Origin of the sequence: Pseudomonas sp. St316 (assembly GCF_018325905.1) — a bacterium.
Classification (GTDB): Bacteria; Pseudomonadota; Gammaproteobacteria; order Pseudomonadales; family Pseudomonadaceae; genus Aquipseudomonas.
On sequence record NZ_AP021901.1, the window covers coordinates 5877556 to 5899662 of the forward strand.

General features: G+C 62.9%; 21 protein-coding genes and 1 pseudogene. 10 read left to right on the forward strand and 12 right to left on the reverse strand.

Translation table 11 applies throughout. From position 1 onward, the window contains the following. Positions 1-99 precede the first annotated feature (99 nt). From KI237_RS26245 to vimR, 3 genes are all read right to left on the reverse strand, one after another. Positions 100-1482 (reverse strand): MFS transporter, encoded by a 1383-nt coding sequence (locus tag KI237_RS26245; protein ID WP_212797673.1) that lies wholly within the window; start codon positions 1480-1482, stop codon positions 100-102. Positions 1483-1593: 111 nt separating this feature from the next. Beyond that, complete coding sequence (locus KI237_RS26250) at positions 1594-2322, reverse strand: ArsR/SmtB family transcription factor (RefSeq protein WP_212797674.1); 729 nt, start codon at positions 2320-2322, stop codon at positions 1594-1596. A gap of 141 nt (positions 2323-2463) precedes the next feature. After that, positions 2464-3393: a transcription regulator VimR gene (vimR, locus tag KI237_RS26255; protein ID WP_212797675.1), complete on the reverse strand. Its 930-nt coding sequence runs from the start codon at positions 3391-3393 to the stop codon at positions 2464-2466. A gap of 113 nt (positions 3394-3506) precedes the next feature. On the opposite strand from vimR, the gene KI237_RS26260 reads away from it, so the two are divergent. Together KI237_RS26260 and KI237_RS26265 are read left to right on the forward strand one after the other, a co-directional pair. Then, the gene (locus KI237_RS26260) at positions 3507-4520 is read left to right on the forward strand and encodes a zinc-binding alcohol dehydrogenase family protein (protein WP_212797676.1); all 1014 of its coding nucleotides are present in this window, start codon (positions 3507-3509) and stop codon (positions 4518-4520) included. Between the two features lie 243 nt (positions 4521-4763). Continuing rightward, the gene (locus KI237_RS26265; RefSeq protein ID WP_212797677.1) at positions 4764-4934 is read left to right on the forward strand and encodes a hypothetical protein; all 171 of its coding nucleotides are present in this window, start codon (positions 4764-4766) and stop codon (positions 4932-4934) included. 1 nt (position 4935) lies between these two features. On the opposite strand, the pseudogene KI237_RS26270 reads toward KI237_RS26265, so the two are convergent. Next, positions 4936-6050: pseudogene (locus KI237_RS26270) on the reverse strand (multidrug effflux MFS transporter). A gap of 181 nt (positions 6051-6231) precedes the next feature. Continuing rightward, on the reverse strand, positions 6232-6429 hold the full coding sequence (locus tag KI237_RS26275) for a heavy-metal-associated domain-containing protein (RefSeq protein WP_212797678.1): 198 nt from the start codon (positions 6427-6429) through the stop codon (positions 6232-6234). A 148-nt stretch (positions 6430-6577) separates the two neighbouring features. Here KI237_RS26275 and KI237_RS26280 point away from each other — a divergent pair, with 148 nt between their 5' ends. From KI237_RS26280 to cueR, 3 genes are all read left to right on the forward strand, one after another. After that, positions 6578-6961 (forward strand): hypothetical protein, encoded by a 384-nt coding sequence (locus KI237_RS26280; protein ID WP_212797679.1) that lies wholly within the window; start codon positions 6578-6580, stop codon positions 6959-6961. A 228-nt stretch (positions 6962-7189) separates the two neighbouring features. Continuing rightward, entirely contained in the window at positions 7190-9583 is a 2394-nt protein-coding gene (locus KI237_RS26285) for a heavy metal translocating P-type ATPase (protein WP_212797680.1), read from the forward strand. Beyond that, the gene (gene cueR / locus KI237_RS26290; RefSeq protein WP_212797681.1) at positions 9580-9981 is read left to right on the forward strand and encodes a Cu(I)-responsive transcriptional regulator; all 402 of its coding nucleotides are present in this window, start codon (positions 9580-9582) and stop codon (positions 9979-9981) included. Before KI237_RS26285 ends, cueR begins: the two co-directional genes overlap by 4 nt. A 302-nt stretch (positions 9982-10283) precedes the next feature. Here cueR and KI237_RS26295 read toward each other — a convergent pair whose 3' ends face one another. Further along, positions 10284-11177: a PA4780 family RIO1-like protein kinase gene (locus KI237_RS26295; RefSeq protein WP_072410317.1), complete on the reverse strand. Its 894-nt coding sequence runs from the start codon at positions 11175-11177 to the stop codon at positions 10284-10286. A 240-nt stretch (positions 11178-11417) separates the two neighbouring features. Further along, positions 11418-12209, reverse strand: a complete 792-nt coding sequence (locus tag KI237_RS26300; protein WP_212797682.1) for an AraC family transcriptional regulator — start codon at positions 12207-12209, stop codon at positions 11418-11420. A gap of 79 nt (positions 12210-12288) precedes the next feature. Here KI237_RS26300 and KI237_RS26305 point away from each other — a divergent pair, with 79 nt between their 5' ends. Further along, positions 12289-13317, forward strand: coding sequence for a bile acid:sodium symporter family protein (locus KI237_RS26305; protein WP_212797683.1), 1029 nt, complete (start codon positions 12289-12291; stop codon positions 13315-13317). Here the strand turns inward: KI237_RS26305 and KI237_RS26310 are convergent. Further along, on the reverse strand, positions 13304-14581 hold the full coding sequence (locus tag KI237_RS26310; protein WP_212797684.1) for an acetyl-CoA C-acetyltransferase: 1278 nt from the start codon (positions 14579-14581) through the stop codon (positions 13304-13306). The genes KI237_RS26305 and KI237_RS26310 overlap by 14 nt on opposite strands. 256 nt (positions 14582-14837) lie before the next feature. On the opposite strand from KI237_RS26310, the gene KI237_RS26315 reads away from it, so the two are divergent. After that, positions 14838-16190 (forward strand): 3-oxoacyl-ACP reductase, encoded by a 1353-nt coding sequence (locus tag KI237_RS26315; RefSeq protein WP_212797685.1) that lies wholly within the window; start codon positions 14838-14840, stop codon positions 16188-16190. 2 nt (positions 16191-16192) lie between these two features. Then, a complete protein-coding gene (locus KI237_RS26320) occupies positions 16193-17047 on the forward strand; it encodes a MaoC family dehydratase (protein WP_212797686.1) in 855 nt (284 codons plus the stop codon). 773 nt (positions 17048-17820) lie between these two features. Here KI237_RS26320 and KI237_RS26325 read toward each other — a convergent pair. The 4 genes from KI237_RS26325 to KI237_RS26340 are packed head-to-tail and all read right to left on the reverse strand — an operon-like array spanning position 17821 to position 20080. Next, positions 17821-18378, reverse strand: a complete 558-nt coding sequence (locus KI237_RS26325) for a DUF4136 domain-containing protein (RefSeq protein WP_212797687.1) — start codon at positions 18376-18378, stop codon at positions 17821-17823. A gap of 20 nt (positions 18379-18398) precedes the next feature. Then, positions 18399-19016 carry a DUF4136 domain-containing protein gene (locus KI237_RS26330; RefSeq protein ID WP_212797688.1) on the reverse strand — a complete coding sequence of 206 codons (618 nt, stop codon included), beginning with the start codon at positions 19014-19016 and terminating at the stop codon, positions 18399-18401. 12 nt (positions 19017-19028) lie between these two features. Further along, entirely contained in the window at positions 19029-19778 is a 750-nt protein-coding gene (locus tag KI237_RS26335; RefSeq protein ID WP_212797689.1) for a methyltransferase, read from the reverse strand. Further along, a complete protein-coding gene (locus KI237_RS26340; RefSeq protein WP_024780720.1) occupies positions 19775-20080 on the reverse strand; it encodes a MazG-like family protein in 306 nt (101 codons plus the stop codon). Before KI237_RS26340 ends, KI237_RS26335 begins: the two co-directional genes overlap by 4 nt. A gap of 164 nt (positions 20081-20244) precedes the next feature. On the opposite strand from KI237_RS26340, the gene KI237_RS26345 reads away from it, so the two are divergent. Together KI237_RS26345 and KI237_RS26350 are read left to right on the forward strand one after the other, a co-directional pair. Further along, complete coding sequence (locus KI237_RS26345; protein WP_018607618.1) at positions 20245-20538, forward strand: hypothetical protein; 294 nt, start codon at positions 20245-20247, stop codon at positions 20536-20538. Positions 20539-20756: 218 nt separating this feature from the next. Then, positions 20757-22106 carry an MATE family efflux transporter gene (locus tag KI237_RS26350; RefSeq protein ID WP_212797690.1) on the forward strand — a complete coding sequence of 450 codons (1350 nt, stop codon included), beginning with the start codon at positions 20757-20759 and terminating at the stop codon, positions 22104-22106. Position 22107 lies beyond the last annotated feature (1 nt).

Consider the following 22107-nt stretch of genomic DNA (forward strand, 5'->3'; position numbering starts at 1 on the left):
TGGGGGCGAGCTTGCTCGCGATGGCGATGTATCAGTCGATATCAATGTTGAATATCGGACCGCTATCGCGAGCAAGCTCGCTCCCACAGGGGATAGTGTTTAATCGGCGACTGTCGCTTCGCTCAACTCCTCCAACGTCTTGCCCCGCGTCTCCATTCCGAACAACCAGACCACCCCCGCCGCTACGGCGAAGCACAGTGCGCCCAGGGCGAACACGCCACCCTGGCCGGTGATGGGAAATACCAGCCCGGTCACCAGCGGGCCGAGCAGCGAACCGACGCGACCCACCGCCGAAGCAAACCCCGAGCCGGTGGCCCGGGCCGAGGTGGGGTACAGCTCTGGCGTATAGGTGTAGAGCACCGCCCACATGCCGAACAGGAAAAACTGCATCAGCAGCCCGGTGCCGATCAACAGGCCGACGTTGCCGCCAAATACCGCGCTCTGCCCATACAGAAACGCCATCGCGCCACCGCCCAACAGCGTGATGACGCACACCGGTTTGCGCCCCCAGCGCTCCACCAGCCAGGCCGCCATCAAGAAGCCGGGAATCCCGCCCAGGGAAATCAGCACGGTGTAATACACCGACTGGGTCACCGCGAACCCCGACTGCTGCAACAACGCACTGAGCCAGGAGGTCAGGCCGTAGAAACCGAGCAAGGCAAAGAACCAGACGCTCCAGATCATCATCGTGCGCTGGCGATACAGCGGTGACCAGATCTGCGCCAGGGCCGAAAAGAAATTACCCGGCGTACTCTCAACCCTTGGCAAACGGATCGGCTCCGGCAGGTCGCGACGCCCCAGCGAGGTCCGGACCTTGTCTTCGATTCGCTTGAGCACCGTGTCCGCTTCATCACCCCGACCGGCCTGTTCCAGCCAGCGTGGCGACTCGGGAATGAAGAAGCGAATCGCCAGGACAAACACCGCCGGCACCGCCAGCACCAAAAAGATGTCGCGCCAGCCGATCACCGGCAGCAGGAAATACGACAGCACCCCCGCCGCCACGAAACCCAGCGGCCAGAAGCCATCCATCAAGGCGATGTAGCGGCCCCGACGCTTGGCCGGGATCAGCTCCGAAAGCATCGACTGGGCAATCGGAAATTCCATGCCCATGCCGATGCCCAGCAGGATGCGAAACAGCGTCAAGGTCTCGATGTCCTGGGCCGTGGAGCACAAGTAACTGGCAATGCCCCACAACACGATGCTCCACTGGAACACCGGCTTGCGCCCGAAACGATCGGCCAGCATGCCCGACAGCGACGCCCCCACCACCATGCCGAAGAAGCTCGAGCTGGCGAGCAAACCGGCCTGGGCGGTGCTCAGGCCGAACTCGGCTTTGATCGATCCCAACAGGAACGTCATCATCGCCAGGTCCATGGAGTCAAAGAAAAACGCCAGTGCGATGATGATGAAGATGACCCGGTGGTAACCGCTGATGGGTAGCCGTTCCAATCGTTCCGCCGCGCTGTAGCCGTGAGTGTCCATGCTGTCTCCCCAATCCGATAATTCCCCGGACCGAGTGTGCGCGAACCTTGCAGGCAGTTATTGCTGGATACGACCTGCCGACAGCCCTGAGCGACGCATCAGGCGCGTTCCCTAGATTGCCATCTCCACCGTGTCCTGCCGGGCGAACCGGTGGATTTCCTGCTGGCCGAGCGTCGTCACCTGCAAGGCTCGCGAATCGTTGGGCAAGGTCAGCCAACCCGACTGCATGAACAGTTGCAGCAATGCCGCCCCCAGCGCGCCCCCCAGGTGCGGACGACGCTCGCTCCAGTCCGGGCAGGGACAGGCAATGCGGGCGTTGCGATGGGCCAGGGCCTGGATGAACAGGCCACGCTCGGCCAGTTGATTGGCGCCTTTGTGGGTGACGATCACCCGTTGCTCGAACTGCTCGATCCACCCGGCATCCAGCAGGCGTTGATACGCCGCCAGGGTGCCCCCCAGGTGATCGTCGCAAAGCCTGGCCCGCATCAACGAAGCGGGAGCCGACGGCGCCTTGGTGGGCATGACTCGGCGCTTGAAGACGTCTGGAATCTGCCGCGGCGTACTGACCAGCGTCGCGCTGGCCAGCGCTTCGACGGCAGCGCCGATTTCAGGTGCTGCCAGGCGGAAAAACCGCTTGCGGCCCCGGGCTTCGACTTTCAACAGGCCTCCGGCGGACAAGCGCCCCAAGTGCGCGTTGGCCGAGGACGGCGACAACCCGGCGAGCAACGCCAACTCCTCGGCCTGGCGGGCCGTGCCGTCCATCAAGGCCCACATCATTGCGCTGCGCTTGGGGTCAGCCAGCAGCGTGGCGATCTGGCTGATGCAAGGTGCATGTTCCATGTATTCACTCCCTGTTGAATCATTCGTCTACTGCTCTGGCGCAGGCGGCCGCTAGTATAAGCGGGGCGGTCGAGCTTTCCTGTCCTCCGGAAACCTTTGGAGGCGATTGTTGCTGAGGGAAAATTCTCTATTTGCCCGCGACTAATGGCCGGCCCCCGTCGAGACCGGAAAACGAGCCGTCAACTCACCGCAGCGGTCCTGGAGCATGTCCCGTAAAAGGTTGATGGGCTTGCTTAATTGCGCCCGGTGGGCACACAGCAGATTGAGGGGCGCGCGTTCGCATTGCAGGTGCGGCAAGAGGATTTTCAAGCGCCCGGCCAGCACGTCGGTGGACACATCCAGCCACGATTTATAGGCAATCCCGGCACCCGCCACCGCCCAGCGTCGCACCACATCGGCGTCGTCACTGAAGCGGTCGCCACTGACGGTCAGGCTCACTTCCCGTTTACCGTCATGAAAACGCCACCGGTCATGGACCCGACTGCCCAGCATGTACAACAGGCAGTTGTGCTGGGCCAGTTGTTCCAGCTGATGGGGTTCACCCTGACGAGCCAGATAGTCCGGCGATGCGCACAACACCCGGCGGTTATCCGCGGCAATAGGCAGGGCGACCAGGCTCGAATCTTCCGGATCGCCATAACGCAAGGCGATGTCCACCGGTTGCTTGAACAGATCGGCCATGCGATCGCCCAGCAACAGCCGCACCGTCAGCCCGGGGTGCTCTCGCTGGAACGCATCCAGCCAGGGCAGCAGCAGGTTGCGTCCCAGGTCCGATGGGGCGGACAACTGCAACACCCCACTGACCTGATCCTGGCCGCTGGTCAACAACCGTCGACCTTCGTCCAGGCTGCTCAATGCGGCCCGGGCATAGTCGAGAAAGCCCTCCCCTTCAGCCGTCAGGCGCAGGCTACGGGTGGAGCGGGCCAACAGCCGCGCGCCGAGGTGCTGCTCAATGCGTTTCAATGCGGCACTGGCCACTGCCGCCGACAGGTCCATGACCCTGGCCGCCGCCGAAAGACTGCCCAGGTCTGCCGCCCGGACAAACAACTGCAGGTCATCGAAGCGAAGCATGACGCCTCCATTATCAAAAAAATATTGAAAGAGCCTGTTCTTTTAGCCGGTTTTATCTCGACGATAAATAGCTAAACATGGCCTTCATCGAACTCATCTCACGGAGCCGCTTCATGAAAGCCATCGCCTACTACCACTCGTTGCCCATCACTGACCCGCAATCGCTCCAGGACATCGAGCTACCGGAACCGGTCGCCGGTCCCAGGGACCTGCTGGTGGAGGTCAAGGCTATTTCGGTCAACCCGGTGGACACCAAGGTCCGCCAGAACGTCCAGCCCGAAGACGGCGCAGCCAAGGTGCTGGGCTGGGACGTGGCCGGCGTGGTCAAGGCGGTGGGCAGCGAGGTCACGCTGTTCAAGGCCGGGGATAAGGTGTTCTATGCCGGCTCCATCGCCCGGGCCGGCGGCAACAGCGAGCGACACGTGGTGGATGAGCGCATCGTCGGCCACATGCCCAAGACCCTTGGTTTCGCCGAAGCGGCGGCGCTGCCGCTGACGGCCATTACCGCCTGGGAGTTGTTGTTCGAGCGCCTGCACATCCAGGAAGGCCAAAACGATCTGGGCCAGAGCCTGTTGATCGTCGGCGCTGCGGGCGGCGTGGGTTCGATCCTGACGCAACTGGCCAGCCAACTCACCGGGCTGAAGGTGATTGGCACCGCGTCCCGTGTGCAGACCCAGGATTGGGTGCGCAGCCTGGGTGCCGACCTGGTGATCGACCACAGCCAGCCATTGAGCGAAGTGTTGAAAGAAGCGGGCCAGCCCCAGGTGACGCACGTCGCCAGCCTGACCCAGACCGACCAGCATCTGGACCAGTTGGTCGAAGCGCTCGCGCCCCAGGGCAAACTGGCGCTGATCGACGATCCCAAGGCGCTGGACGTGACCAAGCTCAAGCGCAAGAGCCTGTCGTTGCATTGGGAGTTCATGTACACCCGCTCGCTGTTCGAGACGGCCGACATGCTTGAACAGCACAAACTGCTCAACCGCGTGGCCGCCCTGATCGACGCAGGCACACTCAAGACCACGGTTGGCGAGCATTTCGGCACCATCAACGCCGAGAACCTGCGCCGGGCGCATGCCTTGCTCGAAAGCGGAAAATCCAAGGGCAAGGTTGTGCTCGAAGGTTTCTGACTGCGCTGGGCAGCAGCCCTGCAAACATGCCTGTGGGAGCGAGCTTGCTCGCGATGGGGCCAGGTCAGGCAACATTGATGTCGGCGGGTCTACCGCTATCGCGAGCAAGCTCGCTCCCACAGGTGTTGCATTAACTTGCGACTGCACCGTCAGTCCGAGAATTGACTCTTGTCACAATTGCGATCGCATTCGGGTCTACACTCGAGGCCTTTGCAACGCAATCTTTTCGTGAGGAGGTCAGCAATGAAGATCCTGATAAAAGAAGTGGCAAGATCCCAATGGCAAGTGCGCCTTGACCAGCACGTCGTCACCTTCCGTACCGAGGCTGAAGCCCAGGCCTTCGCCAACACCCTGCAAGCGCGGATCCTCGCGCCCCATCATTTCCCCGAACAGCAGCAGCGCGCGGCCGGCTGAGTCAGCCCTCGTGACCGGCCTGGGCCAGCGCCCGGGCATTTTGCAGGCGACGGGTCAGCATCGCTGCACCCACCACCAACAGCCCGCAAAGGCTGATGACCAGCGCCATTGGCACGGCGGTGCCGTCATGCAGCGCTGCCACCAACGCGGCTGCCCCGGCGGCCACGGAAAACTGCAGGCACCCCAGCATCGCCGAAGCACTGCCGGCCCGGGCGCCCTGCCCGCTCATGGCGCAAGCCGACGCGTTGGGAAGGATGCAACCCAGGCTGGCGATGCAAATGAACAGCGGGACCAGCAACGGCCACAACTGCACAGGTTGCAATGAACTGACCGCCAACAGGCTCAGCCCGGCAATCAGGTAGACCCATACCGCGCGGCTCAGCAGGAACGCCGGGCCGCGCTTGGACAGCAGCCGGGCGTTGACCTGGGCAACCAGGATGAAGCCCGCCGCGTTGGTGCCGAACAGCCAACCGAAATGCTCGGCCGGTACCCCGTAGAGCTTGATGAAAACGAAAGGTGAACCGGCGATGTAGGCAAACATCCCAGCGATAGCGATGCCCCCCGTCAGCGCATGGCCGAGGAAGACCGCGTCGGTCAATAACCGGCCATATTGGCGCAACGCCCCCGACAAGGGTTGCCGAGGCACATAGTCCGGCAAGCTTTCCGGCAGCCACAAGGCCACCGCCGTCGACGCCACCGCGCTGAACACGGTCAGGGCAATGAAGATTGACTGCCAACCATGCAGGTTCACCAGCAACCCGCCCAGCATCGGCGCGAGAATCGGCGCCAGGCCCATCACCAGCATCAACTGCGAAAACACCTTGGCCGAACCCACCGCGTCGCATTTGTCGCTGACCACTGCCCGCGAGATCACCATCCCGGCGCATCCCCCAGGGCCTGGACGAAGCGAGCGCCGATCAGCCATTCCAGGCTCGGCGCGTAGGCGCAGGCCAGGGAGGCCAGGGTGAACAAGCCGACGCCGGTCAGCAGCGGAATGCGCCGCCCGAACCGATCTGCCACCGGCCCATAGGCCAGTTGCCCAATGGACAAGCCGAGGAAATAAGCCGCCAGGGTCAACTGAATGTGTTTTTCATCGGTACCGAAGGCCGTGGCCATCGCCGGAAAGGCAGGCAGGTAGAAGTCGATCGCCAAGGGACCGAAAGCGCTCAAGGCGCCAAGAATCAGAATGGTACGAAGGTTCATCGGGCGTCCAGCTCAGGCGTCGTTCGACAGCCCGACAGTCTAGCCGTGCCGGGCGCTCTTGAACATTCCGATAGGTCGCTAACGATTAAAAAATTCAGGCGACACTGGCCTCGTAGCCTTCTTCCTTGATGGCCTCGACCACGGCATCGGCCGGCAACGAACTCTGGACCTGGACAGTCTTGCTACCCAGGTCGATGCGCACGTCGGCCGCCGGGTCCTTGGCCTGGACAGCCTGGGTGATGGCTTTGACACAGTGACCGCAGGACATGCCCTGGACATTGAAAGTTTGCATGAGATAACTCCTTGGGATTGAGGTTGCCAGCAGTCTCAAGCTTGCCATCATGGCAAGGTCAAGTTCTGACAACAACTGCCGGGCTGGCAATCGGCATCGCGCTCAGCCAAGCTGCACACATCAAGGATTTAACACCGGAGGTTCAGCCATGCGCTGGTCAGCGTTCAGCCTGTTTTGCATGCTCGGTTTTTCAGCGGTGGCGCCCCAGGCATCGGCCGCCGGCGAAGACTACGGCGTGTTGATCATTTCTCGCGAGCGCCTGGAAGTGGCGACCAATTGTGAAATCGGCATCTACATCCAGGATCAGCTCTCGGCCAGGCTGTTCCAGGAGCAAAGCACCTCGTTCAACCTGCCACCGGGCGAGGTTTCCTTGCGCCTGAAACTGCTACCGGGGCAAGCCCCGGGTTGCAACCCGGGCATGCTCGCACCGGGCTCGCAGACCATCACCCTCAGGGCCGGCGACATCTTGAAGTTCCGCATCGCCATGAATGATCAAGGCATGTACCTCAAGCAGGCTGGTCTCGGTTACTGACACACCACACTTAATTGTGTGGCTGCGAGCCACTGTGGGAGCAAGGCTTGCCCGCGATGAAAACACCACGGATTTCCGGGTGACCGCGGCGCCTGGATCGCGAGCAAGCTTTGCTCCCACAACACCAGCTCCCACATCAGAGATGCGTTCAAGCTTTTCGATTGGCGCTTGACCTTGCCCGCATGGCAAGGTTGATCCTGTAGTCATTCACTACAGGGAGCCTGACCAATGTCCGAATCCACTACGTTCGATCTACCGATTGCCGGCATGACCTGCGCCAGCTGCGCCGGGCGGGTCGAGCGGGCCTTGAGCAAAGTCACCGGTGCCAGCGCCGTCAGCGTCAACCTGGCCACTGAACTGGCACGTGTCAAGGCACCCGAAGGCAGCCTGCCGGCCCTGATGCAGGCCGTCGAACAGGCCGGCTATAGCGTCCCCGTGCAAACCCTGGAACTGAACATCGACGGGATGACCTGCGCCTCCTGTGTCGGCCGGGTCGAACGGGCGCTGGGCAAGGTCGACGGTGTGAACAGGGTCAGCGTCAACCTGGCCAATGAGCGGGCCCACCTCGAGCTGCTCGGCCAGGTGGATCCGCAAAACCTGATCGATGCGGTCAAGCGCGCCGGCTATGACGCCACTGTCTGGCAGGCCGAACAGCCCGCTGACATGCAGGCCAACCGTCTGAACCGTGAACGCCTGGTATTGGTACTGGCGATCCTGCTGTCCGCGCCGCTGGTGCTGCCCATGCTGCTGCAGCCGTTCGGCGTGCATTGGATGCTCCCGGCCTGGGTGCAGTTCGCCCTGGCGACGCCGGTGCAATTGATCTTCGGTGCACGTTTCTACGTCGCCGCGTTCAAGGCCGTGCGTGCCGGAGCCGGGAACATGGACCTGCTGGTGGCCCTGGGCACCAGCGCCGGCTATGGCCTGAGCCTTTATGAATGGGTAATCGCCCGCCCTGGCGGCATGCCGCACCTGTATTTCGAAGCCTCGGCCGTAGTGATTGCTCTGGTACTGCTCGGCAAATACCTGGAAAGCCGCGCCAAGCGGCAAACCGCCAGCGCCATCCGCGCCCTCGAAGCCTTGCGCCCGGAACGGGCGATCCAGGTGATCGATGGCCAGGAACGGGACGTTGCCATCAGCGCCCTGCGCTTGAATGACCGGGTCCTGGTCAAGCCCGGCGAACGCTTCCCGGTGGACGGCGAAGTACTGGAAGGCCAGAGCCACGCCGACGAAGCGCTGATCAGCGGCGAAAGCCTGCCGGTCCCCAAGCAGCCCGGCGACAAAGTCACCGGCGGCGCCATCAATGGCGAAGGCCGACTGCTGGTACGCACGCTGGCCCTGGGTACCGAAACCGTCCTGGCGCGCATTATTCGCCTGGTAGAAGACGCCCAGGCCGCCAAGGCCCCGATCCAGAAACTGGTGGATAAAGTCAGCCAGGTGTTCGTTCCGGTAGTGCTGGTGCTGGCCCTGGCGACGTTGATCGGCTGGTGGCTGTACGGCGCGCCGCTGGAAACCGCGCTGATCAACGCCGTCGCCGTGCTGGTGATCGCCTGCCCCTGCGCCTTGGGCCTGGCGACGCCCACTGCGATCATGGCCGGCACCGGCGTGGCCGCGCGCCACGGGATTCTGATCAAGGACGCCGAGGCCTTGGAGCGTGCCCATGAAGTCAACACCGTGGTATTCGACAAGACCGGCACCCTGACCTCCGGCACGCCGCGCATCGCCCACTCGGCCGCCCTGGAGGGTGATGAAGACGCGCTGCTGAAAATGGCCGGCGCCCTGCAACGCGGCAGTGAGCACCCTCTTGCCAAAGCCGTGTTGGACAGCTGCGCCGAGCGCGGCCTGGACGTGGCGGATGTCCGCGACAGCCAGTCCCTGGCTGGACGCGGTATCGCCGGCAGCCTCGACGGCCGCCGCCTGGCCCTGGGCAATCGACGCCTGCTGGACGAACTGGGCCTGGAGCCCGGCTCGCTGGCCGAGTCGGCACAGGCCTGGGAAACCGAAGGCCGCACGTTGTCCTGGCTGATCGAACAAGGCGCGACGCCTCGGGTGCTGGGCCTGTTCGCCTTCGGTGACACCCTCAAGCCCGGTGCACTCGCCGCAGTACAGGCCTTGAATGAACAGCACATCGCCAGCCACTTGCTCACCGGCGACAACCAAGGCAGTGCCCGGGTAGTGGCCCAGGCGCTGGGGATCTCCAATGTCCATGCCGAGGTATTGCCAGCGGACAAATCCGCCATCGTCCAACAGTTGAAGCGCCATTCGGTGGTAGCGATGGTGGGCGACGGCATCAACGACGCCCCAGCCCTGGCCGCCGCCGACATCGGCATTGCCATGGGCGGCGGCACCGACGTGGCGATGCATGCCGCGGGCATCACCCTCATGCGCGGTGATCCGCGACTGGTGCCGGCGGCGCTGGACATCAGCCGCAGGACCTACACCAAGATCCGCCAGAACCTGTTCTGGGCGTTCGTCTATAACTTGATCGGCATCCCCCTGGCGGCGTTCGGTTTTCTCAACCCGGTGCTGGCCGGCGCGGCCATGGCGCTGTCGAGCGTCAGCGTGGTAAGCAACGCGTTACTGTTGAAGTTCTGGACACCCAAGCAACTGGAGGACAAGCGATGAACATCGGTCAAGCGGCCCGCCAGAGCGGCCTGAGCGCGAAGATGATCCGTTATTACGAATCCATCGGCCTGCTCAAGACCGCCCATCGTACCGACAGCGGCTACCGGATCTACGGCACCGATGACCTGCACACCCTGGCCTTTATCAAACGCTCCCGCGACTTGGGGTTTTCCCTTGAAGAGGTCGGCAAACTGCTGACCCTCTGGCAAGACCGCCAACGCGCCAGCGCCGACGTCAAGGCCCTGGCCCGGCAGCACATCGAAGAACTGAACCAGAAAATCCGCGAACTGGCCGAACTGCGCGACACCCTGCAAGACCTGGTAGAGCACTGCCACGGTGACCACCGCCCGGATTGCCCGATCCTCAAGGAACTGGCGTCGGGGTGCTGCCAAAATTGATGCCCCACCACTAATCCCCCTGTGGGAGCAAGGCTTGCCCGCGATGGCATTGGCACATTCAGCATCAATGCAAGCTGACCCACCGCTATCGCGAGCAAGCTCAGCTCCCACAGGGGATTTTCGGCGGTCGCCGGATTTGTGTGGGAGCAAGGCTTGCCCGCGATGGCATTGGCACATTCAGCATCAATGCAAGCTGACCCACCGCTATCGCGAGCAAGCTCAGCTCCCACAGGGGATTCGTGGTGGGGTGGCTTTTGGGGCTCACAAAAAACCCGGCCATGGCCGGGTTTGTTGTCAGCCGATCATTGCATCCACGGCGGCGGTGGTTCTTCGGTCTTGCCGGGCGGGGCATCGTCGGCGGCGCGAACGGCTTGGCGGCGTTCCTCGTCCAGGCGAGCGGCCTCGATCTCACGCATGATCCCGCCGACATCCGCCAGTTCTTCCGGCTCGTCGAACTCGCCGGTCAGCACGCTGGCCGGGTGCAGGGTGCCGGCTTCGTACAGCGCCCACATTTCCTTTGCGTACTTGGTGCGCTTGAGTTCCGGGGCAAACCGGCCGAAGTAGGACGCCATGTTGCCCACGTCCCGCTCCAGCATGCTGAAGGCATGGTTGTTACCCGCAGCATCCACCGCCTGTGGCAGGTCGATGATCACAGGTCCAGTTGGCGTGAGCAGGACGTTGAACTCCGACAGGTCGCCGTGCACCAGACCGGTACACAACATCAGCACGATCTGGGAAATCAGAAAGGCGTGATATTCACGGGCCTGGTCCGGTTCCAGCACCACATCGTTCAGACGCGGCGCGGCATCGCCGTACTCGTCGGCAACCAGTTCCATCAGCAGCACGCCTTCAAGGAAGTCGTACGGCTTGGGCACGCGTACACCGGCGCTGGCCAAGCGGAACAACGCCGCCACTTCAGCGTTCTGCCAGGCGTCCTCGGTTTCCTTGCGCCCGAACTTCGAGCCCTTGGCCATGGCCCGGGCCTGGCGGCTATTGCGGACCTTGCGGCCCTCCTGATACTCGGCCGCCTGACGAAAGCTTCGCTTGTTCGCCTCCTTGTAGACCTTCGCGCAACGTAGCTCGTTACCGCAGCGCACCACATAAACAGCTGCTTCTTTACCACTCATGAGTGGGCGCAGCACCTCGTCGACCAGACCGTCCTCGATCAGGGGTTCAATGCGTTTTGGAGTCTTCATCAGCTTTTATTGTGGGTCCTTTATTACCAAACACGCGAATGACAGTCGTTATACGGCAATCCTTCCTCCACGGGGAGGGGTTGCCGACCTATGAACCTGTGATGCACACAATGTGCCGGATCACTCGACCGAGCCGAATCATAGCCGAGACCGAACCTGGCATTGCTAATTGAATGCCCAGGCATTTGCGACAAGAGCTGACAGTCATGTCTACCGTCGGTTGTAGGAGAGTGCGACGACTCAATGCTTGAACAGTTCCCCCGGCGTAAACCCGAACATCCCCTTGAACGCCGCAATGAACGCGGACGTTGAATCATACCCACAGGACAACGCGGCGCTGGTGACGCTGTCGCCCTGCTCCAGCGAGCCCAGGGACGACAACAAGCGCATGCGCTGGCGCCAGGCGCGAAAGCTCAGGCCGGTCTCGCGCTGGAACAGGCGCATCAGGGTTTTTTCCGATGTGCCCAGGCGCTCTGCCCAGGCGTGCAAGGTGACGCTCTGCTCAGGCTGTTCGATCAACTCGTTACACAGCCCCAGCAGACGGGGATGTCGCGGCAGCGGCAGGGAGAATCCCACCTCCGGCAGGGTTGCCAGTTGGTCCAGCAACACCTGCACCAACCGTTGTTCCGGGGTCTCGCCTTGCGGGTAATCGACCGGAAGCTGACAGAACACCTTGATCAACTCACGGGCCAGTGGCGTGACTTCCAGCACCCGACAGCGTTCATCGGCCCAGGGGCAGGCGTGGCGATGCACATACAGACTGCGCATTTCCGCCCGGGTGGAGGTCACCACCTGATGTTCGAGGTCGGCCGGGATCCAGATGCCCCGTTGTGGCGGGGCAAAAAAACTACCCGCGGCGGTGTGTACGCCGAGAACGCCACTGATGGCGTAGGAAAACTGCACCCAGTCATGACGATGGGCTTGCGTCCAGGAACCGGCACTCAAGCTTTCGACACGGGCGTACAGCGGCCTCGGCAAATGCGCCAGATCGGGAATGCGACGTTCGAGCTGTTGGTGTCCGTTAGGCGGCATTGATTGGCCTTATGTCGCAAGACGACTGATAGGGACGACGTTAGGCTAAGTCGACTTTTCTTACAACTTGCGGTGCCCTATGCATATCCTCAGACACCTCAAACGCGTGGTGACCGACTGGTTCCTGTGCGGCATGTTGCTCGCCACGCTGTTGGCGTACTTCTTTCCAACCTTTGGCGCCACGGGCGGGGCCATGCATGCCGAATGGGTGGTCAACATCGGCATCTTCGTGGTGTTTTTCCTGCACGGGGTCAACCTGTCCGGCGAACAGATCCGCCACGGCTTGAAGAACATCCGGCTGCACGTGATGGTGCAGGGTTTCACCTTTGGCGTGTTTCCGTTGCTCTGGCTGATCAGCCACTGGCTAGTCGGCAGCCATGTGCCGGCGCTGCTGATGCTGGGCTTCTTCTACCTGTGCGCCCTGCCCTCGACCATCTCTTCCTCGGTGGCGCTGACCGGCAGTGCCGGCGGTAACGTGCCGGCGGCGATTCTCAATGCGAGCCTATCCAGTGTATTGGGAGTTGTCCTGACCCCGTTGCTGGTCAGTTTCGTGGTCGGCAGCGGCGCCGGTGGCATCAACCTGGGTTCGACCCTGCTCGACCTGTGCATGATGTTGTTGCTGCCATTGGTATTAGGGCAGTTCCTGCGACGTTGGCTGGCCGGTTTTTTTGGCAGGTACAAGCGCTACACCAGCATCATCGACAAACTGGTGATCCTGCTGCTGGTCTACGCGGCGTTCTGCAACTCGATGGTGTCCGGCATCTGGCAGCAGCAGGGCCACGGCGTGTTACTCAGCGCCGTGATTGGCAGTGCCGTGCTGCTGGCAATCATCTTGTGGGCGACCACCCGCACCGCCCGAGCGCTGAAATTCAGCAGCGCCGATGAAGTTGCCGCAGTGTTCTGCGCCAGCAAGAAATCCCTCGCCGCCGGGGTGCCCATGGCGGCGTTGATTTTTGGCAACCATCCCGGCCTGGGGCTGATCCTGCTGCCGATCATGATCTATCACCCGCTGCAGTTGATCGTCTGCTCGATCCTCGCCGAGCGCTACGCCAGCCATCACCGGGAACTGGCGTCGCGCCAGGACGGCGCCGTCCTCAGCGCTCGATAATCGCCGTCACGCCCTGGCCGGCGGCGGCGCAGATGGAAATCAAGCCGCGACCTCGCCCGGCGGCATCGAGCAACTTGGCGAGGTTGGCGACAATTCGCCCGCCCGTGGCGGCAAACGGATGCCCGGCGGCCAGGGAACTGCCCTTGACGTTCAACCGGCCGCGATCGATGGCCCCCAGCGGCGCGTCGAGGCCCAGGCGGGTCTTGCAGTAGTCCGGGTCTTCCCAGGCCTTCAGTGTGCACAACACCTGGGCGGCGAACGCTTCGTGGATCTCGTAGTAATCAAAGTCCTGCAAGGTCAAGCCGTTGCGTGCCAACAAGCGCGGCACGGCGTAGACCGGGGCCATCAACAGCCCTTCGGCGCCATTGACGAAATCCACCGCTGCCGTTTCACCGTCGCGCAGGTACGCCAGGATCGGCAGGCCTCGGGCCTTGGCCCACTCTTCGCTGCCCAGCAACACCAACGAAGCGCCATCGGTCAGTGGCGTGGAATTACCCGCGGTCAACGTGCCCTTGGCGCTTTTTTCGAAGGCCGACTTGAGGGAAGCGAGTTTTTCCGGGGTCAGGTCCGGGCGCAGGTTGTTGTCCCGGGTCAGGCCAAGAAACGGTGTCATCAAGTCGTTCTGCCAACCTTCGGCATAGGACGCAGCCATTTTCTGATGGCTTTCCAGGGCCAACTGGTCTTGCGCCTCCCGGGGAATCTGCCAGGTCTGGGCCATCAATTCACAATGTTCACCCATGCTCAGGCCGGTGCGCGGCTCGTTGATGCGCGGCAGGTCGGGGACGAGGTGCTGGGGACGCAATTGCAGGAAGGTCTTGATCTTGTCGGCAGTGGTCTTGGCGCGATTGGCTTGCAGCAGGATCCTGCGCAGCCCTTCATTGACCGCGATAGGCGCATCCGACGTGGTATCCACGCCGCCGGCAATGCCGCTGTCGATCTGGCCCAGGGCAATCTTGTTGGCCACCAGCAGCACTGTCTCCAGCCCGGTGCCACAGGCCTGTTGGACGTCATAGGCCGGCGTCATCGGTGACAGCCGCGAACCGAGCACGCATTCACGGGTCATGTTCATATCCCGGGAGTGCTTGAGCACCGCACCGGCAGCCACCTCGCCAATGTGCAAGCCATGCAGGTTGTAGCGTTCGATCAGCCCCTCGAGGGCAGCCGTCAACATCGCCTTGTTGCTGGCGGTGGCATAGGCCCCGTTGGAACGAGCGAAAGGAATGCGGTTACCACCAATGATCGCGACGCGGCGTAGCTGTGCCATAAAGAACTCCCCTGTAGGTCTAATGCACTAAGAAAACTCAACCGCCCCCTGTGGGAGCCGAGCTTGCTCGCGATGAACGATGACGCGATCGCCCTGAAAAACGCGGTGCCTGCATCGCGAGCAAGCTTGGCTCCCACAGGGTTTCGGTGCCCTGGAAAAAGCGCTTTCGCTCAAGCTTAGGCTTTATCTGGCCGATCGAACGACTGATTGCCAATCATGGTCCACACTTGGAACCTCATCAGCCGGAGTGTGTTCCATGTCTGACCGTTATATCGACTTCGCCAATTCGCCCATTGGCCGGCGCATGGTCGGGTCCCTCGGCCTGCCATCGCCGGTACGCCTGGAACGCTGGCAGGCCGGGCGCCTGCGGCCGATCGAAGGCGCACTGCTGCTGGGCGGCGGGCCGTTGACCGAACAAATCGGCACGTTTGCCAAACGCCTGACCGACAGCATTTTCATCTACGGCGGCGAGCCGACGCTGGCCACCGAGTGGATCCCCGGCCACGGCCCGAAAATCAAGGCGGTGGTGTACGACGCCAGCCATTTGGCGCAGGCCGACCAGCTCAAGCAACTGCGGGAATTTTTCCAGCCACTGATGAAAAACCTCGACCACAGCGCCCATGTCGTCATCCTCGGTCGCGCGCCAGAAAGTCTTGCCGACCCGTTCGCCGCCAGTGCCCAGCGAGCGTTGGAGGGTTTCAGCCGTTCCCTGGCCAAAGAGTTGCGCCTCGGCGGGACACTGCAATTGCTGTACGTCGGCGACGGCGCCGAAGCCCAGCTGGAAGGTGCGCTGCGGTTTTTCCTGTCGCCCAAGAGCGCCTTCATCTCCGGTCAGGTCATTCGCCTCAACGCCTGTGACACCCAAGTCCAGGACTGGACCCGACCGCTTACGGGGCTCAAGGCACTGGTCACTGGCGCAGCCCGCGGGATCGGCGCCTCCATCGCCGAAACCCTGGCCCGCGATGGCGCCGACGTGATCTTGCTGGACGTCCCGCCAGCCAAGACCGACCTCGACGCCCTGGCGGCACGCTTGAGCGGACGTAGCGTCACGCTGGATATCTGCGCCGAAGATGCCGCCGCCCAGTTGATCGAACACCTTCCCGACGGCGTCGACATCGTGGTGCACAACGCCGGCATCACCCGGGACAAGACCCTCGCCAACATGACCCCGGAGTTCTGGGACGCGGTACTGGCCGTCAACCTCAACGCCCCGCAAGTGCTGACCAAGGCCCTGCTCGACAGCGGCACCCTGCGCGACAACGGCCGGGTCGTTCTGCTGGCCTCCATCAGCGGCATTGCCGGCAACCGTGGGCAGACCAACTATGCGGCGAGCAAGGCCGGGTTGATCGGCCTCGCCCAGGCCTGGGCGCCGCTGCTGCAGCCACGCGGCATCAGCATCAACGCCGTGGCGCCCGGTTTCATTGAGACGCGCATGACCGCCGAGATTCCCTTCGCCTTGCGCGAAGCCGGGCGACGCATGAGTTCGCTGGGCCAGGGCGGTTTGCCCCAGGACGTCGCCGAAGCCGTCGCATGGCTGGCGCAACCGGGCACGGGTGCCGTGACCGGGCAGGCCCTGCGGGTATGCGGGCAAAGCCTTCTGGGAGCGTGACCATGACAATCCAATGGCATGAGATCAGCAGCCCGCCGTCCATGTCCGGGCTGTATTCAAAAGCGGCGACACGGCGCAAGGTCACCGGTACGACCCTGCCCGAGGAAGGCCTGCGGCAAATGCTTCAGGTCGATCCGCAACGCCTGGCGGCCTATCGCAAAGTCTGCGGTTTCACTGACAACGGACTGCTGCCGCCGACCTATCCCCACGTCTTGGCGTTTGCCCTGCAAATGCAATTGCTCACTGGCCGCGACTTTCCGTTTCCGCTGTTGGGGCTGATCCACTTGAGCAATCGCATTCGTGTCTTGCGGCCCATGGGCGGGGTTGGACAGGTGCGGGCAAGCGTCAACGTCGAGAACCTGCAGGCCCATCCCAAGGGCGCGGTATTCGATCTGGTGACCGGCCTCGACGATCAACTGGGGCCGCTATGGGAGGCACGCAGCCAAATGCTTTGCAAAGGTGTCCAGCTCGACGGGGCACTTGTGGAGGATTCACCGCAGGCCAGCCGACCCTTGATTGAAGTCGCGCACTGGACTGCACCGGCGGACATCGGTCGGCAATACGCCAAGGTGTCTGGCGACTACAACCCGATACACCTGAGCGGCATCAGCGCCCGGTTGTTCGGCTTCCCCACCGCCATTGCCCATGGCCTGTGGAACAAGGCCAGGACCCTGGCTGCGTTGGATGACCACCTGCCCGAGGCCAACATCGAGATCGATGTGACCTTCAAGAAACCGGTGCGCCTGCCCAGTGAGGTCACACTACTGGCCAGCGCGGCGGGGTCCAGTGGGCAACTGCAACTGATGGGCGCTGGAGGTTTGGAGCATATGGTAGGAGAGTGGCGGCCGGTGGCCTGAACAGAATGACGGCCTCCACACCCATCCCCTGTGGGAGCGGGCTTGCTCTCGATAGCGCTGGGTCAGCTTGCATGGATGTTGAATGTGCCGCCGTCATCGCGAGCAAGCTCGCTCCCACATAGGCTCTCGAGTGTCCACAGATCTGACGTCCGCCGCCAATCCCCCTGTGGGAGTGGGCTTGCTCTCGATAGCGCTGGGTCAGCTTGCATGGATGTTGAATGTGCCGCCGTCATCGCGAGCAAGCTCGCTCCCACATTGGCTCCCGGGTGTCCACAGATCTGACGTCCGCCGCCAATCCCCCTGTGGGAGTGGGCTTGCTCTCGATAGCGCTGGGTCAGCTTGCATGGATGTTGAATGTGCCGCCGTCATCGCGAGCAAGCTCGCTCCCACATTGGCTCCCGGGTGTCCACAGATCTGACGTCCGCCGCCAATCCCCCTGTGGGAGTGGGCTTGCTCTCGATAGCGCTGGGTCAGCTTGCATGGATGTTGAATGTGCCGCCGTCATCGCGAGCAAGCTCGCTCCCACATTGGCTCTCGGGTGTCCACAGATCTGACGTCCGACGCCAATACCCCTGTGGGAGCGAGCTTGCTCTCGATAGCGCTGGGTCAGCTTGCATGGATGTTGAATGTGCCGCCGTCATCGCGAGCAAGCTCGCTCCCACATTGGCTCCCGGGTGTCCACAGATCTGACGTCCGCCGCCAATCCCCCTGTGGGAGCGAGCTTGCTCGCGATGGCGGTGTGTCAGCTTGCATTCATCGTGAATGCACCAAGTTCAACGCGGTGGGTAGTTGGCCAGGATCCGCCCCACTGTCTCGCGCACAGCGGTGTCACGGTCAGCCGGGTTGGGGGAATTGCTGAGCAGTTGTTCGTCACTGCCACGCCACACCAGCTTGCCGTCCTTGCCGTCGAGCAGGTCGATCTGCACGGTGGCGACCTTGTAGCTGATGTTGCGGGTTTCGTTGTGCATCGGCCCACCCCAATAGCCATTCCAAGGGCCGCCCCAACCACCGCCGTAGTTGGTGGTGACCTGCTGTTGGCGATCCTCGACGATCAAATAGGCCTGGACCAGGACATCGCCATGTCCGCCTGCCGCAGCCGGACGCAGGCCACGTTGGTCGAGTTGATCGGCAACCGCCTGGCGGATCCGCTGTTCGGTCAGGTCGCTTTTGATGCGTGGGTCATCAGGACGATATTGCAGCGCCGGGTCTTTCCAGCTCCAACTGCGATACGCCGCGAAATCGCGGCTGGTGTCGAAATCATGGTTGACCTGGTTAGAGGCACAAGCGCCCAACAACAGGGTGAAGGCCAGTAGAACAAGACGGCGAAACATGGATTTTCTCCGTTGCGAAATCAACTAGGAGGATACGCCGACATGGCTTTTTCCACCGCCTCGCGTATGGCGTCGGTGCGCTCGCTCTGGCTGCCCCGCTGGCCGGTCTCGGCGCTGGCGCTCCACACCGGTTGCCCCGTGCGGGCATCGAACAGATCCACCCGCACCACCACGACCTGCTCCTGATACGTACGCACCATCGGCACCGGATGGTACATGCCATAACCCGGACCATAGCGGTCATGACGGTTATAGCCGCCGTAGTAACCGGCATCATAGTCGTCCCGGACCTGGCGCAAGCGGGTTTCCAGGCGCAGTTCGGCGCTGACGAACAGGTCGGCGGGGCGGTTGTCATGCAGTGGGCGCAGGCCACGCTGGTCCAGGGCATTGCTCACCGCTTCGGCCACCTGGGCCGAATCCGCCCAGGCAGTGCCCGGTGGCAGGCGCCCGTCGCGCCAGGCCCAACTGCGATAGCGCCCGTAGTCACGGGGCGGCGCAGGGTAAGCGCTGCGGTCGAACACCGTGGCGGCCTCCGGTGGCGCCGGCGGCAGCGGATTGGACGTGGCGACATAGGGGTTGCTGCCCTGGCAGGCCGCCAGCCCCAGGCACAGCATCAACAACCCTGAACGACCTTTCATTTCGCGCTCCGGTCACACTGGACGGCAGATCCAGTGCAGATAACGTCCCAACCCGGCAAACGCCGGATGGCGACGGTGGGCCAGTTCCATTTCCAGCAACTGCGCAAGCTCCACCCGGCCCTGGAACTCCACCGGCATATAGTCATGGAAAACCCGCACGCCACTCTGGCTTTCGACCTGCCACAGGCCTTCAAGTTGCGCCGCCAACTCTCGCGGATCAAGAGGTTGTTGCGGCGTCAGGCTCTGTTTTTCGCCAGCCATGGCATTTTTGCGCAACTTGCGAAAATGCCCCTTGAGCAGGTTGCGATAGACCAGCGCATCGCGGTTGTAGAACGCCAGGGACAACCAACCGCCCGGAACCGTGAGTTGATGCAGCACCGGCAGGATAGCGTGAGGTTCGGCCAGCCATTCCAGCACCGCGTGACACAACACCAGGTCGTAAGGCTCGGTGAGCTGGCCGAGCAGGTCCTGCCACGGCGCCTGGATGAACGTGGCGCTCTGGCCCGCCTCGGCAAAACGCTGGCGGGCACCTTCAAGCATGGGTTCGGCAGGCTCGGCCAGGGTCACCTGGTGACCGCGCTCGGCCAGCCACAACGACATGTGGCCCAGGCCGGCGCCGATGTCCAGCACGCGCAACGGACGCTGTGGCAAGGTTTCCAGCAGATCGGCCTGAAGCACTGCCAGGCGGATCGCGCCCTTGGCCCCGCCGTAGATTTTTTCGGCAAAACGCGTGGCGAGCTGATCGAAATGACGGTCGCTCATTGGCCGAACCGCCGTTCGCTGTCGGCCAGCTTGCTGCGCACCACGGCGTCCATGTCCAGGCCCAGTTCGCTGCAAAGCAGCAACAGGTACAACACGATGTCACCGACCTCCTGCCCGGCGTGGGCCAGTTTGTCCGCCGGCAACTGGCGCGACTGGTCCTCGGTCAGCCACTGGAAAATCTCCACCAGTTCGGCCATTTCCACACTGGCAGCCATGGCGAGGTTTTTCGGGCTATGGAATGGCCGCCAGTCGTTACGGTCACGAATGGCATGCAGGCGTTCGGTCAATTCAACAAGGTTCATCGGGTTCTCCTGAGTGCGCATAGCTTCAGGGGGATGACCAGGGAAGGCAAGAGTCTCGGTACGAAGCGACGGTTTGCCCCATAATCGAACCAACCCGGCCGCCACAGCTCCTACAATCAGGAGCCAACGGCTCAACTCAGATCCCCTCCCATCAGGATGCACATATGCAGGCAGAAAGCTTTTTCGAATGGCTCGGCCAGGCGCTCGGTTCGGTGATCCGTTTTATCGTCGACCTGCTCAGCGGTCTCTTCAACACCCTGGCCAATGCCGGCGGCAATTTTGTCGACGGGCTGTCACGCACCCTGGGCATGGACACCTCGATCATCAGCATCATCGCGCTGATCCTCGGGTTGATGCTGCTCTACTCGGCCATCCGCGCGTTCATGCGGGCCTCGATCGTCATGGGCATCATCTGGCTGGTGCTGGGGTTGTGGTTGTTGAGTTGGATCATTCACTAAAGCCGGGATCGATACTGCGCCAGCCCCCCTTGTGGCGAAGATGCTCTGTGGGAGCAAGGCTTGCCCGCGATGAATATGAGGCGGTTTCCCGGGGAACCGCGGCGCCTGTATCGCGAGCAAGCTTTGCTCCCACCGAGCGGCGCCACAACGAGTCCGGGATCCCCTGGAGAATGATCAAACAATAACCCGCTACAATCGCGCTCCATCAAGGAGCCCGCATGTCCAACCTGACCACCGACTGGCGCGACCGTCTTACCCATCGCCGGGTCTGGGCGCTGGCTGCGCCAATGATTCTCTCGAACATTTCCGTACCGCTGGTGGCCTTGGTGGACAGCACCGTCATCGGCCATTTGCCCCATGCTCATCAGCTGGGCGCCGTGGCGGTCGGGGCAAGTTTGTATACGGTGCTGGCGTGGGCCATGGGTTTCCTGCGCATGGGCACCACGGGGTTCGCCGCCCAGGCCGCCGGGCGTGGTGATGGGGCGGCGTTGCGACAAGTGTTGCTGCAAGGACTGTTGTTGGCCATAGGGTTGGCGGTACTGCTCGGTGCCGTTGGCGTGCCATTGAGCGACGTGGCGTTGCACTTCATGCAGCCGTCCGCCGAGCTCAACCAGTTGACCCGTGACTTCTTCCACACCCGGCTCTTCGGCTTGCCGGCGGCGCTGGCCAGCTATGCGTTGGTGGGCTGGTTCCTCGGCGCCCAGAATGCCCGCGCCCCGCTGGCGATCCTGCTGGTCACCAACCTGGTCAACATCGCCCTGAACCTGTGGTTCGTGATCGGCCTGGACTGGGGCGTGACCGGGTCGGCCCGGGCGTCGGTCATTGCCGAGTGGACCGGCGCGCTGGTCGGCCTGGCCCTGGCCCGCAACACCCTGCGCGCCTGGCCCGGGCAGATCGCCTGGGCCGCCCTGGGGCTGTGGCAGAGCTGGCGCCCGCTGCTGGCGGTGAACCGGGACATTTTCATTCGCAGCCTGGCGCTGCAAGCGGTGTTTTTCCTGATCACCGTGCAAGGCGCACGCCTGGGGGATGCGACCGTGGCGGCCAATGCCTTGCTGCTCAATGGCCTGTTGCTGACCGCCCATGCCCTGGACGGCCTCGCCCATGCCGTCGAAGCGCTGTGCGGCCATGCCATTGGCGCCCGCGACCGCCTGGCGCTACGCCGATCGCTGGTGGTGGCGTGCGGCTGGTCGTTGATTGCGAGCCTGGGCTTTGCACTGTTGTTCCTGCTTGCCGGCCACCTGTTCATCGACATGCAAACCAATATCCCCGACGTGCGCGATACCGCTTACCACTACCTGCCTTACCTGGCGGCCCTGCCGCTGATTGCGGTCTGGAGCTACTTGCTCGACGGGCTGTTCATCGGCGCCACCCGTGCCCGGGAAATGCGCAACGGCATGCTGCTGACCCTACTGCTGGTGCTGCCCATTGCCTGGGCGCTGCAAGGAATGGGCAACCATGGGCTGTGGATCACCTTCCTGCTGTTCATGGCCCTGCGCAGCCTGACCCTCGGCGCTTTCGCCTGGCACTTGCAGCGGCACGACCGCTGGCTCGGCGCATCAGCCCTCTAGC